General features: G+C 32.8%; 21 protein-coding genes and 1 pseudogene. 7 read left to right on the top strand and 15 right to left on the bottom strand.

Annotation, left to right across the window (positions count from 1 at the left end; translation table 11 throughout):
• Positions 1-26 precede the first annotated feature (26 nt).
• Positions 27-1,707, bottom strand: a pseudogene (locus BW731_RS08170) (IS1182 family transposase).
• A 145-nt stretch (positions 1,708-1,852) separates the two neighbouring features.
• Entirely contained in the window at positions 1,853-2,368 is a 516-nt protein-coding gene (msrA, locus tag BW731_RS08165) for a peptide-methionine (S)-S-oxide reductase MsrA (protein ID WP_079347222.1), read from the bottom strand.
• A gap of 183 nt (positions 2,369-2,551) precedes the next feature.
• Between msrA and murQ the strand changes: the two genes are divergently transcribed.
• Complete coding sequence (murQ, locus tag BW731_RS08160) at positions 2,552-3,451, top strand: N-acetylmuramic acid 6-phosphate etherase (RefSeq protein ID WP_079347221.1); 900 nt, start codon at positions 2,552-2,554, stop codon at positions 3,449-3,451.
• Between the two features lie 55 nt (positions 3,452-3,506).
• On the opposite strand, the gene BW731_RS08155 is transcribed toward murQ, so the two are convergent.
• From BW731_RS08155 to mreC, 9 genes are all read right to left on the bottom strand, one after another.
• Positions 3,507-4,651, bottom strand: a protein-coding gene (locus BW731_RS08155) for an IS3 family transposase (protein WP_143592765.1) whose coding sequence is annotated in 2 segments (ribosomal slippage) — positions 3,507-4,369 and positions 4,369-4,651 — 1,146 coding nt in all. Because the reading frame shifts where the segments join, the coding sequence is not laid out codon by codon here.
• A 112-nt stretch (positions 4,652-4,763) separates the two neighbouring features.
• Positions 4,764-6,014 carry an ABC transporter permease gene (locus tag BW731_RS08150; protein WP_079347219.1) on the bottom strand — a complete coding sequence of 417 codons (1,251 nt, stop codon included), beginning with the start codon at positions 6,012-6,014 and terminating at the stop codon, positions 4,764-4,766.
• A complete protein-coding gene (locus BW731_RS08145) occupies positions 6,007-6,909 on the bottom strand; it encodes an ABC transporter ATP-binding protein (RefSeq protein ID WP_079347217.1) in 903 nt (300 codons plus the stop codon). Before BW731_RS08145 ends, BW731_RS08150 begins: the two co-directional genes overlap by 8 nt.
• Before the next feature lie 13 nt (positions 6,910-6,922).
• Entirely contained in the window at positions 6,923-7,591 is a 669-nt protein-coding gene (locus BW731_RS08140) for a DUF2812 domain-containing protein (RefSeq protein ID WP_158080184.1), read from the bottom strand.
• Positions 7,581-7,901 (bottom strand): PadR family transcriptional regulator, encoded by a 321-nt coding sequence (locus BW731_RS08135; protein ID WP_079347213.1) that lies wholly within the window; start codon positions 7,899-7,901, stop codon positions 7,581-7,583. Before BW731_RS08135 ends, BW731_RS08140 begins: the two co-directional genes overlap by 11 nt.
• 137 nt (positions 7,902-8,038) lie before the next feature.
• The gene (locus BW731_RS12995) at positions 8,039-8,821 is read right to left on the bottom strand and encodes a C40 family peptidase (protein WP_269844058.1); all 783 of its coding nucleotides are present in this window, start codon (positions 8,819-8,821) and stop codon (positions 8,039-8,041) included.
• Positions 8,797-9,342, bottom strand: coding sequence for a coiled-coil domain-containing protein (locus BW731_RS12865; RefSeq protein ID WP_233120451.1), 546 nt, complete (start codon positions 9,340-9,342; stop codon positions 8,797-8,799). The genes BW731_RS12995 and BW731_RS12865 overlap by 25 nt, the downstream gene beginning before the upstream one ends.
• 160 nt (positions 9,343-9,502) lie before the next feature.
• Complete coding sequence (gene mreD / locus BW731_RS08125) at positions 9,503-10,018, bottom strand: rod shape-determining protein MreD (RefSeq protein ID WP_079347212.1); 516 nt, start codon at positions 10,016-10,018, stop codon at positions 9,503-9,505.
• Positions 10,018-10,887, bottom strand: coding sequence for a rod shape-determining protein MreC (gene mreC, locus BW731_RS08120; protein ID WP_079347210.1), 870 nt, complete (start codon positions 10,885-10,887; stop codon positions 10,018-10,020). The genes mreD and mreC overlap by 1 nt, the downstream gene beginning before the upstream one ends.
• A 384-nt stretch (positions 10,888-11,271) precedes the next feature.
• Between mreC and BW731_RS08115 the strand changes: the two genes are divergently transcribed.
• Positions 11,272-11,718: a hypothetical protein gene (locus tag BW731_RS08115; RefSeq protein WP_143592764.1), complete on the top strand. Its 447-nt coding sequence runs from the start codon at positions 11,272-11,274 to the stop codon at positions 11,716-11,718.
• Positions 11,719-11,740: 22 nt separating this feature from the next.
• Here BW731_RS08115 and adhE read toward each other — a convergent pair whose 3' ends face one another.
• The gene (adhE, locus tag BW731_RS08110) at positions 11,741-14,341 is read right to left on the bottom strand and encodes a bifunctional acetaldehyde-CoA/alcohol dehydrogenase (protein WP_079347206.1); all 2,601 of its coding nucleotides are present in this window, start codon (positions 14,339-14,341) and stop codon (positions 11,741-11,743) included.
• A 295-nt stretch (positions 14,342-14,636) separates the two neighbouring features.
• Here adhE and BW731_RS08105 point away from each other — a divergent pair, with 295 nt between their 5' ends.
• From BW731_RS08105 to BW731_RS08085, 5 genes are all read left to right on the top strand, one after another.
• Complete coding sequence (locus BW731_RS08105; RefSeq protein ID WP_079347204.1) at positions 14,637-15,365, top strand: polyphosphate polymerase domain-containing protein; 729 nt, start codon at positions 14,637-14,639, stop codon at positions 15,363-15,365.
• Complete coding sequence (locus BW731_RS08100) at positions 15,355-16,032, top strand: DUF4956 domain-containing protein (RefSeq protein WP_079347202.1); 678 nt, start codon at positions 15,355-15,357, stop codon at positions 16,030-16,032. The genes BW731_RS08105 and BW731_RS08100 overlap by 11 nt, the downstream gene beginning before the upstream one ends.
• An 18-nt stretch (positions 16,033-16,050) precedes the next feature.
• Positions 16,051-17,907: a carbohydrate-binding domain-containing protein gene (locus tag BW731_RS08095; protein ID WP_079347200.1), complete on the top strand. Its 1,857-nt coding sequence runs from the start codon at positions 16,051-16,053 to the stop codon at positions 17,905-17,907.
• A 107-nt stretch (positions 17,908-18,014) separates the two neighbouring features.
• Positions 18,015-18,698 (top strand): response regulator transcription factor, encoded by a 684-nt coding sequence (locus BW731_RS08090; RefSeq protein ID WP_079347198.1) that lies wholly within the window; start codon positions 18,015-18,017, stop codon positions 18,696-18,698.
• Positions 18,695-20,056 (top strand): sensor histidine kinase, encoded by a 1,362-nt coding sequence (locus BW731_RS08085; RefSeq protein ID WP_079347196.1) that lies wholly within the window; start codon positions 18,695-18,697, stop codon positions 20,054-20,056. The genes BW731_RS08090 and BW731_RS08085 overlap by 4 nt, the downstream gene beginning before the upstream one ends.
• Here the strand turns inward: BW731_RS08085 and BW731_RS08080 are convergent.
• From BW731_RS08080 to BW731_RS08070, 3 genes are read right to left on the bottom strand one after another with little or no spacing between them, the layout of a single operon-like run.
• Positions 20,046-20,855, bottom strand: a complete 810-nt coding sequence (locus tag BW731_RS08080) for a DUF1189 family protein (RefSeq protein ID WP_079347194.1) — start codon at positions 20,853-20,855, stop codon at positions 20,046-20,048. The genes BW731_RS08085 and BW731_RS08080 overlap by 11 nt on opposite strands.
• An 8-nt stretch (positions 20,856-20,863) precedes the next feature.
• Complete coding sequence (locus tag BW731_RS08075; RefSeq protein ID WP_079347192.1) at positions 20,864-21,712, bottom strand: sugar ABC transporter permease; 849 nt, start codon at positions 21,710-21,712, stop codon at positions 20,864-20,866.
• Positions 21,713-21,714: 2 nt separating this feature from the next.
• A complete protein-coding gene (locus tag BW731_RS08070) occupies positions 21,715-23,016 on the bottom strand; it encodes a carbohydrate ABC transporter permease (protein ID WP_079347190.1) in 1,302 nt (433 codons plus the stop codon).
• Between the last annotated feature and the right edge of the window lie 12 nt (positions 23,017-23,028).

Here is a 23,028-nt window from a genome sequence, read left to right as displayed (position 1 = left end):
GCAAGTTTTACGCAGTAAAGATTGCGCTAATGTGAGCCCTCATTTTGGGACATTTTTATTTTCGATTGACACAAGCATTCCAAAATGAAACCTCTCATTTCAGAATGCTTGTTTTTTCGTATTCTCTCACTAATATCCTTCCTATTTTTTCTCATTTTTCTTAAATTTAGTGCCATTAACGAAAATCCCAGTTCCTGTGAAATCTTATCTGTTCCTCTTACAGAGAATCGATTGAATGCCAAATTAGCCTTCAGATTTCCAAAGGCTGGTTCAACATCTATTTTTCTTTGACGGTATATTTCTCCTGTGACATCCTCTTTCAAAAGCTCTCTTACGTGAGCCTTAAAATATTCCCAACTCCCATTTTTTTGAACTACTCGATTTTTACTACTCTTCGCACGAGTACATAATGCTCTAACTGGGCAATTTAAACAAGACTCACATTCATACATTTTAAATTGCCTTTTGAATCCAGATTTATCCGCTCGAGTAGAGTAATTTCTAAATTTGACTTCTCGATTATTCGGGCAAATATAAGTATCTGCCAATTCATTATAAATCCAGTTATCTGGAATAAATGGATTTTGTTTGTATTTTTTAGTGTGTTCTTTCTGATACATTGTATAAGTAATTAATGGAGTTCTTTCAAAATTATCTAAAATTGCTTGATAGTTTTCTTCACTACCATAACCTGCGTCAGCCACAATGTATTTAGGTAAGTCAAAATAAGATTTCTTGATAGTATCTAAGAAAGGAATCATTGTTTTAAAATCCGTTGGATTTAAAAATGTTTCATATGCTAAAACGTATTGATGATTGGTTGCAATTTGAACGTTATATCCAGGTTTTAACTGACCAATCATCATGTGGTCATCTTTCATTCTCATAAAAGTGGCATCATGATCTGTTTTAGAGTAGCTATTTCTATCGTTATAAATATCATGTTGTTCTTTATATTTTTGCTTTCTATAGATAAAGTCAGAAAAAGCTTTCAATGCTTTTTTAGGCTCTTTACGCTCAGAATGAAGTTCTTTTCTCTCTTGAACATCTGAAGTATTTTCAATTTTAGTGCTTAAATCACTTACTTTCATTTCCAACTCATCAATGATTTGTTTTAAATTTCCTGTGTTTAACTCATCATCTTCTGAACAAATAGATGGAATAATTTGCTCTTCTACAAGTTGTTGATAATAGGACTTTGACTTTTCTCTCAAAGATTCTTCATAACGTTGTGTACTCTTTTTCCAAATGAAGGTGAAGGTATATTTATTTACGTTGGCTTCTAACTTCGTTCCATCAATAAAAATAGCTTCTTCATCAATTAATTGTTGAGAAACAAGCTGATTTCTAAATTGAATAAAACATTCTTGAAGTATCGGTTGAACCAGTGGGTTCACTCTGAATCGATTAATTGTTCTGGTTAGGTGTCTGTGATTGCGTTAACCACATGGCACGAATGCTATCTTTAGACATAGCTTCTATCTTTCTGACTGAAAAAATAGATTGAGTGTAGCCACACAGAATAAGATTCAACATCATTTTTGGATGATAAGACGAAGTTCCCATTCGATGCTCAAAAACTGAGAACACATCCACAGGAATACTTTCTACTAATTCATCAATCGCAAAAGCGATATCATTTTCTTCTAAATAAATATCTAAATTCAGTGATAAAGTAACCTGTTTCATGTTATAATTCTTATACATAAATAGCACTCCTTTTTAGTTGGTTTCGTCACTTTAATTATATAGGATAGTGCTATTTTTTACGTCAAAAAAGGAAGAAAATCGAAAAAAGATTTTCTTCCTTTTAGTTTATTCTAGAGACTTTTTGGTCAGTCTCTTTTTATTTTTACCATTTTGATTCAATAAAATTATCTCGACCAGAAGCTTGTCGATAATTTTGATAATGAGTTCTATTTTTTTTGTAAAAATCTTGATGATACTCTTCAGCCGGATAGAATACTTGAGCTTCTTCTATTTGAGTCACTATTGGTTGGTCAAACTTGCCACTTTCTTCCAATTCTTTTTTTGATTGGGTCGCAACATCATACTGCTCTTCAGAATTATAAAAAATAACTGGGCGATAAGAGTCTCCTCTGTCGACAAATTGTCCCATTGCATCAGTTGGATCTGTTTGATGCCAATAAATTTCAACTAATTTCTTATAAGTTATAATACTAGGATCAAATGTAATTTCAACCGCTTCAGTATGACCTGTTGTCCCACTACAAACTTCCTCATAAGTTGGGTTGACTGTATGACCTCCAGTGTAACCAGATACTACTTTAATAATCCCAGGTAACTCATCAAATGGTTTTACCATACACCAAAAGCACCCTCCAGCAAATATTGCTTTTTCTTCCATCGAATCATCTCCTTCATCCATTTCCCTCATTTTAAACAAACTTCTTTTATTCGTCACTTAAAACGATTTCTAAGGAAATAAAATTTTATAATTTATATCTTTAATATTGAAATTATATTTCATACTCGTTATAATAAAGAAGTAATCACTCTACTATCGAAAGATTCATAAAGGATGAAAACTATGACAAAAATTAATTTAAATAACTTAACAACTGAACAACGAAATCAAAATACTTTCGGATTAGACTCAATGAGCGTTAAAGAAGCCCTTGTTTTAATGAATAAAGAAGATGAAAAAGTTGCACAAGCCGTCCGAAAAGAACTAGATAGCATTGAACCTGTCATTGAACAGACAATTAATGCTTTTAACAATGGTGGAAGACTTATCTATATGGGTGCTGGTACTAGTGGACGGCTTGGTGTGTTAGACGCTGCTGAATGCGTTCCAACATTTGGCGTTAATCCAGATATGGTTATCGGATTGATTGCGGGTGGAGAAAAAGCCATGACAATAGCTGTGGAAGGCGCTGAAGACTCTTTAGAACTTGGTAGAGAGGACTTGATGAAACTAAAACTAACTGACAACGATATTGTGCTAGGTATTGCAGCAAGTGGGCGGACACCTTATGTTATTGGTGGATTAAACTACGCACAATCTGTTGGAGCAACAACAGCAAGTTTATCTTGTAATAAACAAGCCAAAATCAGTCAGCACGCAGAGTTTCCAATTGAAATTAATGTTGGACCTGAATTTTTAACGGGATCAACAAGGTTGAAATCTGGTACAGCACAAAAATTAGTTCTAAACATGATTTCGACCATCAGCATGATTGGCATTGGAAAAGTCTTCAACAACCTAATGGTTGATGTTAAAGCAACTAACGAAAAACTCGTTGAACGAGCAAAAAGAATTATCATGCAAGCAACTGACTGTGACTATGAAATGGCTGAAAACTATTTTTATGACGCCGATGAAGATGTTAAATTGGCGATTGTGATGATACTAACTAACAGTGACAAACATACTGCTAAAACCAAATTAGTCAATGCTAATGGCTTTGTTAAAAAGACTTTATCATAATAAAAAGCCTTCTTTACGGGACTGAACCCCTAAAATGAGACAGTAATAAAAACACCTATGCGATTACTTTTTTCCGATAGTCAACTGGAGATAAGTAGTCGTATTTTTGTTGAATTCTTTCTTTATTATAATAGTTGATGAAATTTTGTACAGTTTCAATTACACTAATTGTAGAGCTTCCAAGCTCTGGGTGTAATGAGAACGTTTCAGACTTTAGGATGGAATGAAACGATTCTATTGGAGCATTATCTGCAGGAGTCCCTTTTCGGGACATACTTCTGGTAATGCTCTTTTCTTTTGTTGCGTGATAATAAGCATATGAAGTATACACAGAACCTTGATCCGAATGAAGTATACATTTATCTGGAAGTTTAGGTAATTTATTTAGTGTGTCTAAAACACAAGATATGTCCTGTTTTTCACTTATTGTATAAGAAAGTATTTCTCCATTAAACAAATCCATAATGCTAGAAAGATAGAGTCTTTTAGGACCATAATCAAGATAAGTGATGTCTGTTGTTAGTTTTTCTAGTGGCTTACTTGAACTAAAGTCTCTATCAATTATATTAGTAGTTTTAAAATAAATAGAACCTGGACGTTTTTCTTTCTTTATTTTCACCTGACAACTCCATCCATATTTTTGCATAATACGCTGAACAACTTTATGATTCACTTTTATCTTTTTACGAAGTAAAAAAGTGATTTTTCGATAACCATAAGTGAACTTGTTTTCTTTACACAGCTGCTCAATCATTTTAATTCGATTATCGGCAACATATTCTTTCTTAGACCAACGATAGTAAGTACTTCTAGCTATCCCAAAATAGTGACATAACCATGTTATAGATAGTTTTCCTTTATAAGAATCAACTAAATTTATGAATACTTCTTTTTCCACATCCTTTCCAACTCCTTGTATTTTTTTAAAACATCAATTTCCTGTTTCAAGTACTTGTTTTCTCTTTCTAGAACTTCTAAAGGCGAAAAGTGTTCATTACCTTTTCCATAAGTATATTGTTTTCCCACACCTTGAGAGAATCGATAAGATTCTCCATTTCTATACCATTTCCACCATGTTTTCACCTGAGTTTTATTCCGAATGTTGAGTTTATTCATAATTTCTGATGTTGTTTTACCTTCAAGTTTCATTTTTATAGCTTCTTCTTTTACTTCTACTGGATAAGCAATCCTTTTAACCATAAAAAATACACCTCCGTTAAATTCATTTTACATGAATTCAACAGGGGTGTTTTTATATTTGTCTCATCTTTTGGGGTCAGTTCCTTACCCAATGTAAGGAAGGCTCTTTATTTTATGCTTTTTTAGTTACTCTCAATGCATCTTTAAACACTTGCATCATACTCTTATCACTATAAATAAGAACAGTTGATTTATAAACTCTCGCTGACATTTTAAGAAGAAGTACTATACCTACTACTAAAATACCTAATGAAATTAATATTTCCGAGTTTGTCACACTGTCATTTGCGATTCTAACTGGCATAGCAAACGAAGAAAAGAATGGAACAAACGAGAATATTTTAATTAAAATATTTTGAGGGTCTGACATTCCTAACATCATCGTTGGTAAAGACGCAATCATGATTAGATAAGTAACGGGTGTCACAGCTTTTGCTGCATCCTCTGACTTGCTGACAAGTGATCCTGTAAAAGCAGATAAAATCGTATAAATCAATACACCCAATAATAAATACAATAAGTTATATCCAAGAATCCCTTTTATCAATTCATCCATAGAAACCGTTTCTAAAAATCCTTTAACTGTATCCATATCTTTAGCTAAGAAATACGCCACAATTCCTGAGAATAAATAAATAATAACCTGAGTTAAAATCACTAAGAAAATCCCCATAATTTTCCCATAAAAATGCTTAGCCGCAGTCGTACTTGATAAAATAATTTCCATAATACGCGTGCCTTTTTCAGAAGCAACTTCTTGTGCTGTAATAGATGCATACAGTAACACAATCATATACATCGCAAGAACAACAAAAAATCCTACAAACGTCAAAGCCATACGATTATCTTTATTTTCCTCGATTTTTCCATCTGATATTTTCACTTGCGTTTCACTCAATGAAGCTTGAGATAATAATTTCGTTACTTGATCAGATGTGAGTCCCAATGAGCTTGAATTAAGACCTAACTGCATTTGATTTAGATAACCTAACAATAACTGTTGATTCGTAGTCCCTAATGTTTCAACACCTGTGTATTTTCCATTCAATTGGTTATTCTTAACTGAAATAACCAGATAACCATCTATTTCTTCTTTTTCTAACGCTTTTTTAGCTATTGATTCTGTCGTAATCTTTTTATTAATATCAAAATCATTTTTAGCCAATTCAATATAACTATCTGTCATAGCTTTGTCTTCTGATACAATGGCAATTTCATTCACTTCAGAAAATTTTGAACTAAGATAACCTGTACCAAATGAAAAAGCAATCAATAGAAAAGGTGCCAATACCATCATGATAAAACTAGCAGATTTTACATGTTTTTTATATGTTTCTAACGCAACAACCCAAAACTTATTCATCTTCTTCACCAACTTTCATTTTAAATATCTCCTCTAAAGTAGGTGGTTGTTGATTAAATACAGGTATATAATCGCTAACTTTCATCGCTTCATCAAAAACCAAACGACCAACTTCTGACGATTCTAATCGAATATTATAGTATCCTTCTCGTGAATTTTCTACATTAAGTACACCTGGAATACTCTCTACTTCTTCTTTTGTTAACACACTTTCTAATTTTAAACGAGTGCGTCCAAATGATTCGCGAATCGATTGAACTGTACCGTCAAGCACCATCTCACCATTTCGTAACATCACTAGATGATCACATATTTTTTCAACATTTTCCATGTTATGACTGGAAAAAATGACACATGACCCTTTCTCTTTTAATTCAATAATTCCTTCTTTTAGTAATTCAGCATTTACTGGATCTAAACCGCTAAACGGCTCATCAAGAATAATTAACTTTGGCTCATGGATTAAGGTTGCGATAAGCTGAACTTTCTGTTGATTTCCTTTAGACAATGATTTTACTTTATCTGTTTTTTTCCCTTTAACTTGAAATTTATCCATCCATTTGTCAATCAAAGGCACAATTTCTTTTTTCTTTTTACCACGCAAACGACCAAAATAAATTAATTGATCTTCAATAGTAACTTTAGGATATAATCCTCTTTCTTCTGGTAAGTAACCTATCACATTATAATCCTTTTCAGTCAACGGCTTTCCATTCCACAATACATCGCCATCATCTGCATCTAAAAAATGTAATATCAAACGAAATGTGGTAGATTTACCTGCCCCATTTTGCCCGATTAATCCTAATATTTTACCATCTGGTATTCTAAATGACACATCATCAACTGCTGCCATATCACCAAAATACTTTGTTAACCCATCTACTTCTAACATCTTTTCCCTCCTATTAGTTAAAAAATAACATACTACTTATAAAACCAAAAATTGCTCCTATAACCATTGAAATCACCATATCTCGTCCAAATTTTTGGCTCTTGTCTATTGCTTTAGGATTGTTATAAAGCTCTGGTCGTTTTCGATACATCACCTTAAAATACAACAATAACACTGCCATCATAATTGGAAAAATCATTCCGACAAATAAAACACCACTTATCATAGCTTTTAACCATAGACTCATACTAAAATTATTAAAATAAAATAAAAATAAATAGATAATTAAACTTGGAAAAAACAGCCATAACGATTGTAATAACATCCATACCGTCTCATTTTTTAATCGTTCTTTATACGTTTGCCTATCAGTGTAATTAAAAATATGATTACCTGTCGACTTAAAAACAAAATATCTATTTCGATAATTTTCAACTAGTGACCATCCTGAGTCTTGATAAAATTCAACATAATCAATCACATCTGTTTTCTTTCCACTATAAAAATCAACCACCCATGTAGAATCTTCAGGTTTAGCTTTTTTAAAGACATAAAAACCAAAGGGACTAATTTTTTTGAGCTGCCACCCTTCTCTAGCTTCTTTAGCAAATTGAATACTTTCTTTTTCAGAATAAAATGCCAATCCTTTAGATAGTTTAATTTTCGTGTTTTTAAATACCATACACATCCACCCTATCTCCATTTAATAAAGAGCGTCCTGCCTCATAAAACATTCTCCTTCTCTCAACTTCTTTAACCAAGTCAGCCTTACCTTGGTCAGTAATCACATAAATTTTCTTTCTATCTTTATCTTCTTTTAACCTAATGTCACCTTTCTTTTCTAATTTTTTAAGTATTGTATACATACTTGCTGGTCCAATGGATACACTATCATGTGTCATATCGCTGATTCCTTTCATAATAGCATAGCCATGTCTAGGTTCTAGTAAACTTAGTAAGATTAAATATGTCGAGTCCGTCATTGGTTCCATTTTATTTTCACTCTCCTTTAATCTTTTTTTATATTATATATCGTTAACTGATATATTATAGATTGATATACTTTTTGTCAATAAAAAAATGACTCATAGCTAAATTTGCCATAAGTCATTTTAATTTTTTATTTTAATTAGTTAACTCTTACACCGAAATCTGGTGAGTAATAAGACATACTTGTTACTTTTACAGTTTCTCCAGGTTGTGGTGCATGAATATATTGTCCACCACCAACATAGATACCTACGTGATACGTTGCACCTCTAGAACCCCAGAATACCAAATCTCCTGGTTGTAGCTCACTTAATGAAATCTGTGTTCCAGCACTTTCTTGAGGAACAGTCCATCCACCAATTTCTTTTCCTGCTGCCTGACGGAATACATAAGAAGTAAATCCTGAACAGTCAAATGACTCTGGTCCTTTCGCTCCCCAAACATATGGTTTACCAATATGTTTGTACGCTTCAGAAATCACTGCATTTCCATTCGCTGATGGAGCTGCCGGTGTTGGTGCTGGAGTAGGAGTTGTTGCTACTGGAGTACTTGGAGCAGGTGTTGGTGTACTTTGCTCTGGTTCACTTGGTGTAGTTTCTTCTACTTCCACTATAGGTTTTGTTTCATTTTGGTTAATATCATTTGGTGTCACAATAGTTTCTTGCTTATCTATTTTACCAGCAGCTTGTTCTTGTTTCTTTTGATTTTCTTGTGCTTTTTGCTCAGCTTTTGCTGCTTCTATAGCTTTTTGTTGTTCTTCACGTTTTTGTTCAGCTGCTTTCTGTTCAGCTAAGTATTGTTCTTTTTTACTCTCTTCTGTCGCTTTTTCAGCAGAAATCTGACTTATAGTAGCTTGTTGAGCTAATTCTTGATCTTCTAACTCACCTTTTTTAGCCTCTAAAGTAACGGCTGTTTCTTGCACTTCTTTTGCTTTTTCCTCAACAGATATTTTTTTGCCTCGACTGCCTTTTTATCGTCTTGCTGTTGTTTCATCATATCATTGTTAGCACCAACTAATCTACTGGCTGCCATCACTTTGGTTAAAGCATCTGACACAGAATCAGCATTCAATACTAAATCTACAACATTCGAACTATTTGAATCAACTTGTACTGATCTTGCTTGTTCCTTAATTGAAGCATCTCGTTTTGCAATGCGTGCTTCTAAATCTTTTACTTCACCATTTAAATTTGAAATTTCTTTTGTTAACTCTACCTGTTTTGTTTGTAAAGCAGATGCCTCGTTTTTTATTGACGAAATATTTTCTTTAATACTTGCTAATTGGTTTGATGCTTCTTGTTCTTTAGTAGCTAATTCATTTATTTTTTTATCTTGTTCTTCTACTTTCGAATCTTTGCTAGCTGCTGTCGCAACTGCTGGAGCACCCACAGTACTTAATAACATACTACTTAATAAAACCGTTGATAATACTTTCTTCTTCAAAATTGGCCATCCTCCATTTTTCTACGTCTACATTTATTTTCTTTGCTTAATTTTTTATTTAAATTTTTAATTTTACGTTAACTTTAATAATAAATAAATTCTAACATAGATACATGTCACTTGTATGATAGGAATGTTACAAAAATATTTCAATCAATCATTACGTTTTATTAATCCCATATATCTTTGATAACGGAATAACTAATAGACATATATATAGAACATTGATTAATAAATACGGTGCCAGATTCCGTGTGAAAAAGTCTAAAAAATTAGCTGTTGTTAGCTTAAATATACTAAGTAACACTGCTCTTCCTATTGAAATAAGAGTCACAAATACAATAAAACTTAAAATCAACGTCAACGTATTTGGTTCAACATATTCAAACAGCCGATACATAAAAAACACAATTACGGGGAATAATATTAAGTTAATTCCTAATACATTATAAAAATAGGAATCGTACAGTAATCCAATAATCGTTGCACAAATCATTAGATAAGTTTGACTCACTTTAAAGGTTGAAAACATTAATATAAGAAGCACCAAATGGCTTGTAAACGTCATGGGAATAGACAGCATCCCCATCATCGCACTACTAACGTGACCATCTACTAACATAGCAATAAACAATAATATAGGTAAATAGTATGGATAATATGATTTTTGTTCCATTATTCCACCTCTTGCTTCCCTGCTAATCTCTTAATAACTGTCACACTAGACACATCATACATATCAGCAACTGGAGTTACTAATACTTCTGCATTTAGGCCTGTTTTATTTTTCTTCACTTCTTTTACTTCACCAACAACCAATCCTTCAGGAGAATTGTTTCCTAAACCAGAAGTCGACACTAAATCACCTTTTTTGATATTATCAACACTTGTTAATTGAGAAACAATCAATGTGTGAGTTTTACTATTGTAACCTTCCATTAAACCATACGCTGTTTTTTCATCTTTAGTTTGAATCATCACAGGAAAATGATTAGTATTTTGATTTTGGGTTGTCAGTAATTCTACTTTCGAACTTCCTGATTCAGCAATAATGACACGACCAATTAACCCTTTATCTCCCATAACTGCCATGTTAGCTTCAATACCATCCTTAGTTCCTTTATTGATAATAAGGACATCTTGCCAACTATCTGGCGAACGATTGATCACACTTGCATTAATCACGTCATAATCAGTTAAGGTATCATTGAGTTTCAACTGTTCTTTTAATTTTCTTGTTTCAGCTTTTTGACTTGCCAACTCTGCTTCTAGTGAAACACTTTTATCAATTTGTTTTTTCAATTCTTGATTTTCTGTATAAGTATTAAATAAATTATTAATACTTTTTACACCACTTTCTAATAATCTAAATGGTGCCTTAACAACATTATCTACTTTTGCAATCACATTATTAGTTTGCGACTGTCCGGGTAAACTTTTTTTATTATTATCTCGTTGCATCGCACTAAATGTTACTAATAATATAATCACTATCACTATCGTCACAGCTATAATAATATTTCGACTTGAATTATTTTTTTTCACTATTCCACCTCATAGCTCCTTATTATCTAAAAAACATACATCCTTGATTCTACCATTTTTCTTTAGTATTAACCATACAACTACCCTTTTGTTTTTAAAATTTTAATAAAGTAATGTAAGCATTATGACCTACTTTAGACTATAATGACATTAGGAAGGGGTTATCATAACAATGTCTAGCAATTATTGGTATCTATCCGAACATTTAATCAACTTTTTTTACCTGTATTATTCCTATTAGTCGCCATCACACTCTTCATATTATTCGGCACATTTTCCACAAACATACCGAATAAAAAAATATTTAAAATCATCGCACTCATAGTAAGTATAACTATCATATTAACTGTTGGTATTTCTATCTTCACGAAAGATTATCGAAGTTTGACGAAATATGAAACTAATGCTAATCGAAAAATAAAAATAGCAATTCTTCATTACGAGAGGCGGTTAAACAGCTCATCAAATAATGCCACCTTATATGATATAAACAAAACTCTTAATCTACCATTTTATGAAAAAGAAACGACCACAGAAACTGATTCTCTTACTTATCTTGGAAAAAATGACGTCTTTTATTTTTTTACCGATGATAAAAACATCTTTCAATTAGATTTATCCAGCGACCGACTAGTATTTCAGCCTATTGACCATGTATCTATCACAAAAGAATATGCTAAATTATCTGATAAGAGATTTAAGGATATCGACTTTAAAGAAAAAATTGGTCCTGATATTTCATCTATTATCGTGCCAGAATCCAAGCGAGATTTACTCTATAAACCAAATGTCATAACTAATGATAAATTAAAAAAGGCCGTCCCATATTAGGACGACCTTTTTTAATTTATCATTAGTTACCTTCATAAGAATCAATAATGATTTGTTTTAATTCACTAATTAATGGTTCTTTAGGGTTAGCAGTTGTACATTGATCTTCGTAAGCAAGTTCAGCCATGCGATCAACTGTTTCATCCAATGTTTTTTTGCTTAATCCTTGTGCTGATAAGTTCATGTCGATTCCAACACGTTTTCCTAAGTCATCAACAGCTTTAGCTAAAGCATCTACTAATTCTTCTGTTGTGTTGCCTTTAAGTCCTAAGAAACGGGCGATGTCTGCGTAATCTGTGTCAGCTCTAAAGTAATCATATTTAGGGAACAATGCATGTTTTGAAGGATCTTTTGCATTGTAGCGAATAATGTGTGGTAAAAGAATCGCATTAGTACGTCCATGAGGAATACCGTATTCTCCACCAATTTTATGAGCGATTGAGTGACAAATACCTAAGAATGCATTGGCAAATGCCATACCAGCCATTGTAGAAGCATTATGCATTTTTTCACGATTTTCTAAGTTAGGATTTTTAACTGAGTCTTCTAAGTTTTCAAAGACTAATTTAATAGCTTGTAAGCTTAAACCTCTCGTGTAATCACTTGCCATAACAGATACATATGACTCGATTGCATGAGTTAATACGTCCATACCAGTATCAGCTGTAACTGAAGCAGGAACACTCATAACAAATTGTGGGTCAATAATTGCCACGTCTGGAGTTAATGCATAGTCTGCTAATGGGTATTTAACATGTGTTTCACTATCTGTAATAACCGCAAATGGTGTTACTTCCGCACCAGTACCTGATGTTGTTGGAATAGCAACCATTTTTGCTTTTCTTGCTTCAGGAATTTTGTAAGCACGTTTACGAATATCTAAAAATTTTTGTTTAGCGCCAAAGAATTCTGTTTCTGGATGTTCGTAGAATAACCACATACCTTTAGCCGCATCAATTGCAGATCCACCACCAATAGCAATAACTGTATCAGGTTGGAATTTCATCATTTGTTCTGTACCAGCATAAACTGTATCTGTTGAAGGGTTAGGTTCAACATCTGAGAACATTTCGAATTTCACTTTATTTTGACGTTTCATTAATTCGTCAATAACTTTTTGAGCATAACCAAATTCAACCATACCTGGGTCACAAACGATGAATACACGTTCAACGTCTTTCATTTTTTGTAAGTATTGAATTGAGTTTAATTCAAAGTAGATTTTTTCAGGTAATTTAAACCATTGCATGTTATTTCTCCGTTTCGTTAAAGTTTTAGTGTTAATCAAATTAACTGCTGAAACGTTTTTAGATACTGAGTTTTTACCATAAGAGCCACAACCTAAAGTTAATGACGGAATCATTTCGTTGTAGATATCACCAATACCACCTTGAGCCGCTGGAGAGTTAATTAAAATACGACAAGCATTCATTCTTAAACCAAATGCTAATTGTAAGTCTTCATCTTCAGAATGTAGAACAGCTGTATGTCCTTCACCATTAAGTTTTAACATTTTTTCACATAATTCTAAACCATGCTCAGTATTGTTAGCTTTAAACATTGCTAATACTGGAGATAATTTTTCACGTGATAATGGATAATCTGGACCAGCATCTTCTAATTCAGCTACTAAAATTTTAGTTCCTTCTGGTACTTTAATTCCAGCATCTTTAGCGATAGATACTGCTGAATGTCCAACAATTTTAGGATTAACAGCTGTTTTTGTTTCATTCATCACGGCTTTTTCTAATTTTTCTAGTTCATTTGGTTTTACAAAGTATACTTGATGAGCTTCAAATTCTTTTTTCACTGCATCGTAGATTTCTTTATCAACAATGACACCTTGCTCTGACGCACAAATCATACCATTATCGAATGATTTAGATGTAATTAAGTCGTTTACCGCACGTTTGATCTTAGCTGATTTTTCAACATAAGCAGGCGTGTTACCAGGACCTACTCCAAGAGCTGGTTTACCAGTTGAGTAAGCTGCTTTAACCATTCCAGAACCACCAGTTGCAAGAACAATTGCTACACCTTCATGGTTCATTAATGTATTTGTTGCTTCAATAGATGGTGTATCAATCCATTGAATACAGTTTTCAGGAGCGCCAGCTTTAACTGCTGCATCTCTTACAACTTTTGCCGCTGCTGCAGATGATTTTTGTGCGCTTGGATGGAAAGCAAAAATAATTGGGTTACGTGTTTTAATCGCAATCATTGCTTTGAAAATGGTTGTTGATGTTGGGTTTGTTGTTGGTGTTACCCCACACACAACTCCGACTGGGTCAGCAATTTCGATGATTTGTTTTTGTTCATCTTCATTGATAACTCCAACAGTTTTATCATTTTTAATGTTGTTCCAAATACTTTCAGAAGCAAACATGTTTTTGATTGCTTTATCTTCATAAATACCACGGCCAGTTTCTTCTACTGCTAATTTGGCTAAAGGCATATGTTCATTCAAGGCAGCCATAGCCATTTGGTGAACGATATGATCCACTTTTTCTTGATCAAAAGTTTTCATTTCTTTTAATGCTTCTTGAGCATTAGCGACTAAATGGTCAATTGTTTCTGTTACTGATTGTTCTTTTACTTCAGCTTTTTTATTTTTATCTTTCAAAGTAATACCCTCCTGAATTAAATTCGTTATGTATTTCACAAATATAATATACAACACTTTTTTCGCCTTGTAAATACTTTTATGTGATTTTTTTCACTTTATTTAAATGAATACGTTTTCTCTTAATAAAACCTTAAAATAAACATTTTAATCTGATTTCTTTCTTTAATCGAGTAATATTTTTCTTAATAATTACGATATTGTGACTTATATCACTTTTTTATTTTTGCTTAAGCTCTATTTAAGTTTAATATCTTACACTGTGTTCATATCATTTTTAAAGGAGCAGATTACGATGAAATCAAAAAAAGAATTTAAACGAAAAGAACACAAATATCTGATACCAGAAGATTTATATGAAACATTTATGTCAGACTTACAACATTATATGTCTGTTGATAAATATGGTTTACATACTATTATGTCTCTCTACTATGACACAGATGACTTTCAATTAATTAAACATTCAATGGAAAAACCTGACTACAAAGAAAAGTTACGTGTCAGATGTTATCAAACACCCAATGACTCATTCCCTGTTTTTCTTGAATTAAAAAAGAAAATTCGAGGTACAGTTTATAAAAGTCGAATTGAGTTACCATATAAAGACTATTTGAATTTGGAATCACCTGATGAGTTATCAAAAGAGATTACGACTTCCCAAACTTACAAAGAAATCAATTGGGTTCGCAAACGATATAAAAATTTAAAACCTAGAGTGTTAATTTCCTATGATCGCCTTTCTCTCTTTGAACCAAATGATCCAAATTTCCGTGTGACATTTGACCATAATATTCGATTCAGAACACATGATTTATCACTAAAAAATGGAAGTTACGGTAAAATCATCGCACCTGAAATTGGTGTTCTAATGGAAGTTAAAGTGCTAGGTGCTTATCCTCTATGGTTTGTTGATTTATTAAATAAATATGGTTTACGAAAAGCTAGTTTTTCAAAATACTCACAAACGTATACTCGATATATTCATAAACCAGTAGCTGAGGTGATGACACATGTTAGCTAGTATTTTTCCAGACGGTAGTTCAACCATTGAAATCACACAATTAATTTTATGTACACTCACCTCAATAGGTTTAGGTATGGTTGTTTCTTATATTCACACACTTAATAATATCTACACAAAAAACTTCATCGTCACCTTAGCTATCTTACCTGTATTGGTACAATCTGTGATTATGTTAGTCAATGGTAATTTAGGTACTGGGATGGCAGTTGTTGGGGCATTTAGTTTGGTTAGATTTAGATCAGTTGCTGGTGGTTCTAGAGAAATAACAAGTATCTTTTGGTCGATGGGAATTGGTTTAGCAACAGGTATGGGATTTATCATGTATGCTATTATTTTTTCACTATTTGTGACAATCATCTTGATAGCTCTTTATCTCACACCTTTTGGTAGTAAACAAAAATTAACTGAAAGAGAATTAAAAATTACGATTTCAGAAGACTTAGACTATCCTGACTTATTCCAAGATATTTTTGATTCGTATGTAACAAGCCAACAACTTGATTCTGTCAGAACGACTACAATGGGAAGTTTATATGAACTAAGATACCATTTGATTTTAAAAGAAGGCACGAACGAAAAAGAATTACTTGATGCTATTCGTGTGAGAAATGGAAATTTACCAGTTGTTCTTGGTCGATGTAAGACACACAATGACACCCTATAACATGAGAGGATCACTTATATGAAAAAATCATTTTTATTTATCTTACTATTAAGTCCTAGTTTTCTATTAACTGCTTGCCAAAGTAACACAACTAGTTCAAGTACAAAGGTATCAACCACTCAAACAAGCACTGTTTCTTCTAGCTCTTCTGAAAGTTCAACTGATTTATTAGGAAAGTATTCTGATACTGATTTGAACGCTGACTATGATGAATCAAGTGCAACAACTATCTCTTTAGCAGATTCTGTCACTATTAAAGGAGAAGGTGCAACAGCTGATGGACAAACCGTTACAATTACAAAAGGTGGAACGTATATTATTAATGGCGAATTAACTGACGGTCAACTAATTGTTAATACTGATAAAACAGAAAAAGTTCAATTGGTTTTAAATAATGCTTCCATTCATCATGAAGATGGGCCAGCAATACTAGTAGAACAAGCAGATAAAACTGTCATTACTCTAGCCGAAGGGTCAAAAAATAATGTAACTGATGGTGATAATTACACCTTAGAGAATAATGAAACAGAACCAGATGCAACTATTTTTAGCAAAGATGATTTAACTTTAAATGGTAAAGGTAGTCTTGAAGTTGAGGCAAACTACAATAATGGTATCAGAAGTAAAGACGATCTAACCTTTGTTTCTGGCAATTATACCGTTAAGGCAAAAAATAATGCGTTAAAAGGAAAAGATTCTGTTTCTATAAAAGATGGTATCTATAACTTAACAACAAGTGAAGGAGATGGGATTCAAGCAAATAATTCAACTGAAGAGGATAAAGGATTTGTTACTATTGATGGCGGTGATTTTACAATAAATAGTGGTCGTGATGGGATTCAAGCGGAAACAGCACTCTCTATCCAACAAGCTACATTTAACATCAAAACAAGTGATGAGTACAATACACAACAGTTTGATACAAATGAAAGTTACAAAGGGCTTAAAGCAAAATCTGTTACATTACTTAGTGGCACCTATACCCTAAATACTTTAGACGACGCCATTCACAGTAATGACACTTTAACTATCAAGGGTGGTGACTATAAGATTGATACTGGAGATGATGCGATTCATGCTGATAATACCCTGACTATAAATGACGGAAACATCACCATTAATCATAGTTATGAAGGAATTGAATCAAGTGTTATCAAGTTAAACGGTGGAACAATAAATGTGACAGCATCAGATGATGGCATCAACGCTGGCGGTAGTAGTGAAGATGACGGAACAGGACAATTTGGTGCAGATTCATTCGGTCAAGGAGGAAATCCTCCAGGTCAAGCAGATGATAGCAAATCTTTAGAAATAACAGGTGGTTCCATCACCATTGATGCTTCAGGTGACGGTTTAGATAGTAATGGTTCTATTACAATGTCAGGCGGTGATGTTGTCGTATACGGACCAACAACTGGCGGAAATAGCGCACTTGATTATGATGGAACATTTAATCTTACTGGTGGAACCCTAGTCGCTACTGGTACATCTGATATGGCGATGAATGTTAGCGATGATAGTTCACAAGCAAGTGTCGGTATTTATTTCAACTCTAGTCAATCAGCTGACACTTTATACAGTTTAACTAACAGTGATGGTACGCCTGTAGTAACATTTAAATCAAAGAAAGAGTTTCAACATGTTGTTATCTCTAGTCCTGATTTAAAAAATGATGGCACATACTCTTTACTATCAGGTAGTTCAACATCAGAAGACTCATCTAGTGGCTTGTATGCTTCAGGAACAAAAATCAATGGAGAAAAAATTAGTCCCATTACATTTGATGGATCAAATATCCTAAATATTGATCAAGATGGAAATGCTGTTCAAGGTGGAATGGGTATGGGTGGTGGTTCACCAGGTGGTCCTAGATAATAACTAAAAACGAATTAACTAGCTAGTTTATCCCAAACTCGTTAGTTAATGTTTGTTTTTTTTGTGTATTTAAGGTACAAAAGAAGTGTAAATAAAGGAGTGAGATGATGATTAATATTTTAGTAATAGAAGATGAAAAAGAGATTTCTCAACATATCCGAGATATTTTAGTAGAGTTAGGCAATGTCACTCAAGTCTATGATGGAGAGGAAGCCCTTTATGAGGTAGAATCAGGCGAGTATGACTTTGTTATTCTTGATTTGATGTTACCAAATATGGATGGGTTATCTATATTAAAAAAACTTAGAAACGATAAAAATAATATTCCTATTTTAATACTAACAGCCAAAGACAGTCTTGATAATAAACTGGAAGGATTTGAAGTCGGTGCCGATGATTATTTGACCAAGCCATTTCACCGTGAAGAATTACTAATGAGAAGTAAAGCCATCTTAAAACGGACCTTCGAATTATATGAAGACAATACCCTTAGTTATGGCGATTTGACCTGTCTTCTATTGCAACGAGAAGTCAAATACCAAGACAATGTTCTACCAATTCAAGGAAAAGAATATGATTTGCTTGTGTACTTACTACAAAACAAAGGCATAATACTAACGAAAGAACAAATATTCAACCGAATTTGGGGATATGATTCTGACACTGCTTTATCTGTCGTTGAAGTCTATATGAGTCATTTAAGAAAGCATTTAAAAGAAACCAATTTGAATAAACAACTAACTACTATTCGTAACGTTGGTTATATTCTACAAAAAGAGGACGCTGTATGAAATCAACTGCCTCAAAAAAACAACGGTTAAAATTTTTCTTAATCAACTGTACTGCTTTTGCCATTCTTTTTTCTTTATTGTCTTTTATAACCATTCAAGTGATTCAAAATTCTGCCTATACTGAAACTGACTCTACTTTGGAAAGAATGGCCAGTGACCCAAGTTTATTGGATAGAGAAATACGAATGTTGAATAAAGATGAAAACGACGGGCACATTGGAATGCCAAAATTTAACTTTGACGGACCAAATAATCAATTTAATACAGTGGTTGTTCTATGGGATAAAAATGGTAATATATTAAATGATTCAACAGTGGAAGATAAACTAGAAAACTTAGAAGAACCGACATTGGATAAAAAAAATACTGATATTATTTCAACTTTATCTTTAAAAAATAAAAATAATGATTCTAAATTTTCATTCCGCAGCATTACCATCTCACCAGGCGAAAACAACTTGAATATTGCCTATATTCAAGTATTAGTCAATGTTAATCAAATCGACGAAGCGGTTAAACAATCTCGTGTGATTATTCTAATCTGTATGTTTATTTTTTGGCTACTATCATTAGCGATTAGTTATGGTTTATCAGAATTGGCAATGCGCCCTATTTTAAACTCTTGGAAAAAACAACAAGAGTTTGTTGAGAATGCCTCTCATGAGTTGCGGACACCACTTACCATTATTCGATTAAATTTAGAAAAACTATTTACTCATCCAAACAATACAATTATCGATGAGTCCGAACACATTGCCCAAGCCTTAAACGAATCACAACGTTTAACAAAACTCACAGATGATTTGCTACTTTTAGCGAAGGGGGATTCTAACACACTAGTACTGGATAAGGAAACCATTGATACAAATGATTTTATCCATAGAGTGCTTGATCCCTTCCAATTACTAGCAGATGAACAAGAAAAAAACTTATCATTTAAAGAGCATGATTCTTTCGAAGCCTATATTGATGTTGCTAAGTTGCATCAGGTCCTCCTAATTCTTTTAGATAATGCCTTTAAATACACAAAAACTGGTGACGAGATTACTGTTATATCTAGTCTTACAACTAAAAAACAATGGGAAGTCTCGATAAAAAATACGGGACCACATATCCAAGATGATAAACTAAATCATATTTTCACCCGATTCTTTAGAGAAGATGATTCACGAAACAAGGAAACTGGTGGAAATGGCTTAGGTTTATCAATTGCTAAACAGATAATTGAAGAGCATGGAGGCGCAATTCAAGCAAAAAACATCTCGCCTGTTGGTGTTGAGTTTATGTTCAAATTGCCTCTTACTAATCAAAAAAACCAAAACACTAAATCATGTTTTGGTTTTTTGTTTATGTTGTGATTAAACTATCATTGAATTTTGTTTTAACAAATATTAACAGGATATTAACAGCTACCCCTAACGCTTGGATTGTCAACATTAATGATACATCATAATGAAACATACCAAGAACCGATGCGATGACTGTTGGAATGAATAATGCATTTATGACAATATTTGTTGCTTCTCCATAGGTTTTAACATTAGATAAATGGTTTTTTCTAGTTAAATAAATAAAAAGACTTGTCCCAAAGACTAATAATAAACTACTAACTAGAACCAACATGCCAATAATGACTGTATAACCTATTGTACGATAGAAAATAGTTTGTTCATTCCATTTCTCTTCTACGAATGTTATTAAGTCGTCAATGGATTGAAATCCTGCAATAGATAGATTTTTATCAAAGCCTATATTTATCGACTTATCAGAATCATTAAGTATTAATTTATCTGGATAAAATACCACCATATTTTTTCTATTCTTCAGTTCACTTTTAGTCGGATTTATCATAACGTTGTTACTATGTTTCGATGTCTGTTGGTTAACAAGATTACCATCTTCAATATGAATAGTTTGCAACATCTCTTTATTAGATTCATCACTTTTTAATTGTTCGACTAGTTTCGGATATAGCGCATCTATTTTTATTGACGGAACATTTTTAGACTGAATCGAAATAGGAATTAGCATAAGCGACAATAAAAACAACGTGATAAGTATCTTTTGATACCAACGTAAACTGGTTCTTCCTAAAAACATTTTTTTAGGATTGATTGCCTGACTAAAATAATTCATCGGAAATTTATTTTCTATCATGAATTAGATCATCCTTTCGTTCCACCTGATAACAGCCCTGATACAAAGTTTTTCTGTAAGAAGAAGAATAAAACAGAAATTGGTAAAGCGATTAGTATAGCTCCTGCTGAAAACAAGGCAATTTTTTGATCTCTAGAATTATTAATAAATGTTTGTAATCCTACTGCAACCGTGATACTTTCAGGACTTCTAAGTAAGAACTTGGCTAACATGAAATCTCCAAAAGGACCCATAAATGCCCAAAGAGCCTGCACAGCTATCATTGGTTTAACCAATGGTAAAATAATTTGCCAAAAAATTCTAAAATGACCTGCTCCATCAAGTTTAGCTGACTCGTCTAAATCAATTGGTACAGTATCAAAATAACCTTTCATTAGCCAAGTATTCATAGGAATCCCTCCACCAATATAAATCAAGGTTAAGAACCATGGTTGATCCAAGGCATTTAATAAAAGCGCCATAACATAAAAGGCTGTTAATGCTGCCATAGTAGGAACCATTTGAATAACTAAAAAGAATTTCAAGCTTTTCTTTCTACCAACAAAACGATATCTACTATATGTATACCCTGCCAAAGTAATAATCAACACTTGAAAAATCATAGTTGAAATGGCAATAATCAATGTATTTTTATACCATGTGCCATACATCGTTTCGGAAAATAATCTAGAAAAATTCGACAATGTCCATCCGCTCGAAAAATCTAAAGTAAACGCACCAACATTCCCAGTTTTAAATGCTGTACTCGCTGTAATTAAAAGAGGATATATTACGATAATGGATAGGATAACTAAAAATAAATATGTGAAAAAATGGCTCATAAATCTTGCGCGTTTTACTGAATGATTTTTTTTCATAATTACATCCCCTCCATATCAAAGGCTTTTGTTTTCTTAAATACCATTAAAGATACACCAATCACAATAAATGAAATAATCAAGGTAATAGCTGCTGCAACTGAATATTGTGGCGCATTTCCGGTTGTTAATTTATAAATCCAAGAAATTAAAATATCAGTTGAACCTGCTCCACCACCAACACTTCCAGGACCACCATTATTGAACAAGTAAATCATTGAGAAGTTATTGAAATTACCAGTGTATTGTGTAACAAAAATTGGAGCCGCAACATATAAAATCATTGGTAAGGTTATGGTTCTGAAACGTTGCAAGGCATTTGCACCATCAATTTTAGCCGCTTCATATAACTCTTCAGGAATAGATTGTAATATTCCTGTTGTCATGACATATATATAAGGAAATCCTAACCAACCTTGAATCATAATGATAGCTGTCTTAGTCCAAAAAGGGTCTGTTTTCCACGCTATGGGTGAAATATCAATCAGAGGTAAGTGATTTAATAAGGGTAAAATTTGTGTGTTAACCGCTCCTATACTATCGTTAAAAATATTTGAAAAACTCATAATCGTGATAAATGCCGGAACTGCCCATGGTAATAAGAAAATAACCCCAAACAGCCTTTTGCCTTTGATAAATGACTGATTACTTATTACTGCTGTTGCAACGCCTAACACAATTTGTAACGTTGACGCACAAATTGTCCAAATTAACGTCCAACCTAATACGGAAATAAATGTATCTCGATAAGAACTTAAAAAGAAGATACTAAAGAAATTTTTAAATCCTACCCAATCAATCAACCCTGCAGGTGGAATATGCTTAAAATCATAATTAGTAAATGCCATAAACAAGGTCACTAAAACAGGGAAAATAATTGAAACAGTCATAACAATATAAGCTGGAAAAGTTAAAATATATGCAAAGCCTTCATCAAAGACATTTAACATAATTGATTTTGCTGTTGTATGAACTTTTTCTCCTCTTTGCCAACGCATAGCAATAGTTTTAGCATCCTTTATATTTAAAACATAAAATACAATAAATAGAAACGTTATAATTAATTGTAAGGTTCCTTCTATTAACATAAATAATGAATGATCTACTATAGGCTCTGTTCCTAATGTAATAAATCCTTGTAATGCACTAAATCCAAAAAATATGAATTCAAACACAAATACTAAAAAAATACCTAAAAAGATAATTCCTTTAAATGCTTGTTTGTTTTTGAACTGCCCGAGTCCTGGAATTAAAGACAGTAACATTGCTTTTTTTACTGTGGATTGATTTTCTACATCCTTCATGGCGTCTCCCCT

This window comes from Vagococcus martis (genome assembly GCF_002026305.1).
Classification (GTDB): domain Bacteria; phylum Bacillota; class Bacilli; order Lactobacillales; family Vagococcaceae; genus Vagococcus; species Vagococcus martis.
Note: the sequence above shows the minus strand (reverse complement) of the source record. Positions and strands in the feature narration are given on the sequence as shown.

Coding starts and splice junctions, on each gene's coding strand:
- BW731_RS08150 (WP_079347219.1), bottom strand. CDS start 6,014: ATGAATAAGTTTTGGGTTGTTGCGTTAGAAACATATAAAAAACATGTA.
- BW731_RS08100 (WP_079347202.1), top strand. CDS start 15,355: ATGTTAGCTAGTATTTTTCCAGACGGTAGTTCAACCATTGAAATCACA.
- BW731_RS08145 (WP_079347217.1), bottom strand. CDS start 6,909: ATGTTAGAAGTAGATGGGTTAACAAAGTATTTTGGTGATATGGCAGCA.
- murQ (WP_079347221.1), top strand. CDS start 2,552: ATGACAAAAATTAATTTAAATAACTTAACAACTGAACAACGAAATCAA.
- msrA (WP_079347222.1), bottom strand. CDS start 2,368: ATGGAAGAAAAAGCAATATTTGCTGGAGGGTGCTTTTGGTGTATGGTA.
- BW731_RS08105 (WP_079347204.1), top strand. CDS start 14,637: ATGAAATCAAAAAAAGAATTTAAACGAAAAGAACACAAATATCTGATA.
- BW731_RS08070 (WP_079347190.1), bottom strand. CDS start 23,016: ATGAAGGATGTAGAAAATCAATCCACAGTAAAAAAAGCAATGTTACTG.
- BW731_RS08095 (WP_079347200.1), top strand. CDS start 16,051: ATGAAAAAATCATTTTTATTTATCTTACTATTAAGTCCTAGTTTTCTA.
- BW731_RS08140 (WP_158080184.1), bottom strand. CDS start 7,591: ATGGTATTTAAAAACACGAAAATTAAACTATCTAAAGGATTGGCATTT.
- BW731_RS08080 (WP_079347194.1), bottom strand. CDS start 20,855: ATGATAGAAAATAAATTTCCGATGAATTATTTTAGTCAGGCAATCAAT.
- BW731_RS08135 (WP_079347213.1), bottom strand. CDS start 7,901: ATGGAACCAATGACGGACTCGACATATTTAATCTTACTAAGTTTACTA.
- BW731_RS08090 (WP_079347198.1), top strand. CDS start 18,015: ATGATTAATATTTTAGTAATAGAAGATGAAAAAGAGATTTCTCAACAT.
- BW731_RS08085 (WP_079347196.1), top strand. CDS start 18,695: ATGAAATCAACTGCCTCAAAAAAACAACGGTTAAAATTTTTCTTAATC.
- BW731_RS08075 (WP_079347192.1), bottom strand. CDS start 21,712: ATGAAAAAAAATCATTCAGTAAAACGCGCAAGATTTATGAGCCATTTT.
- mreD (WP_079347212.1), bottom strand. CDS start 10,018: ATGGAACAAAAATCATATTATCCATACTATTTACCTATATTATTGTTT.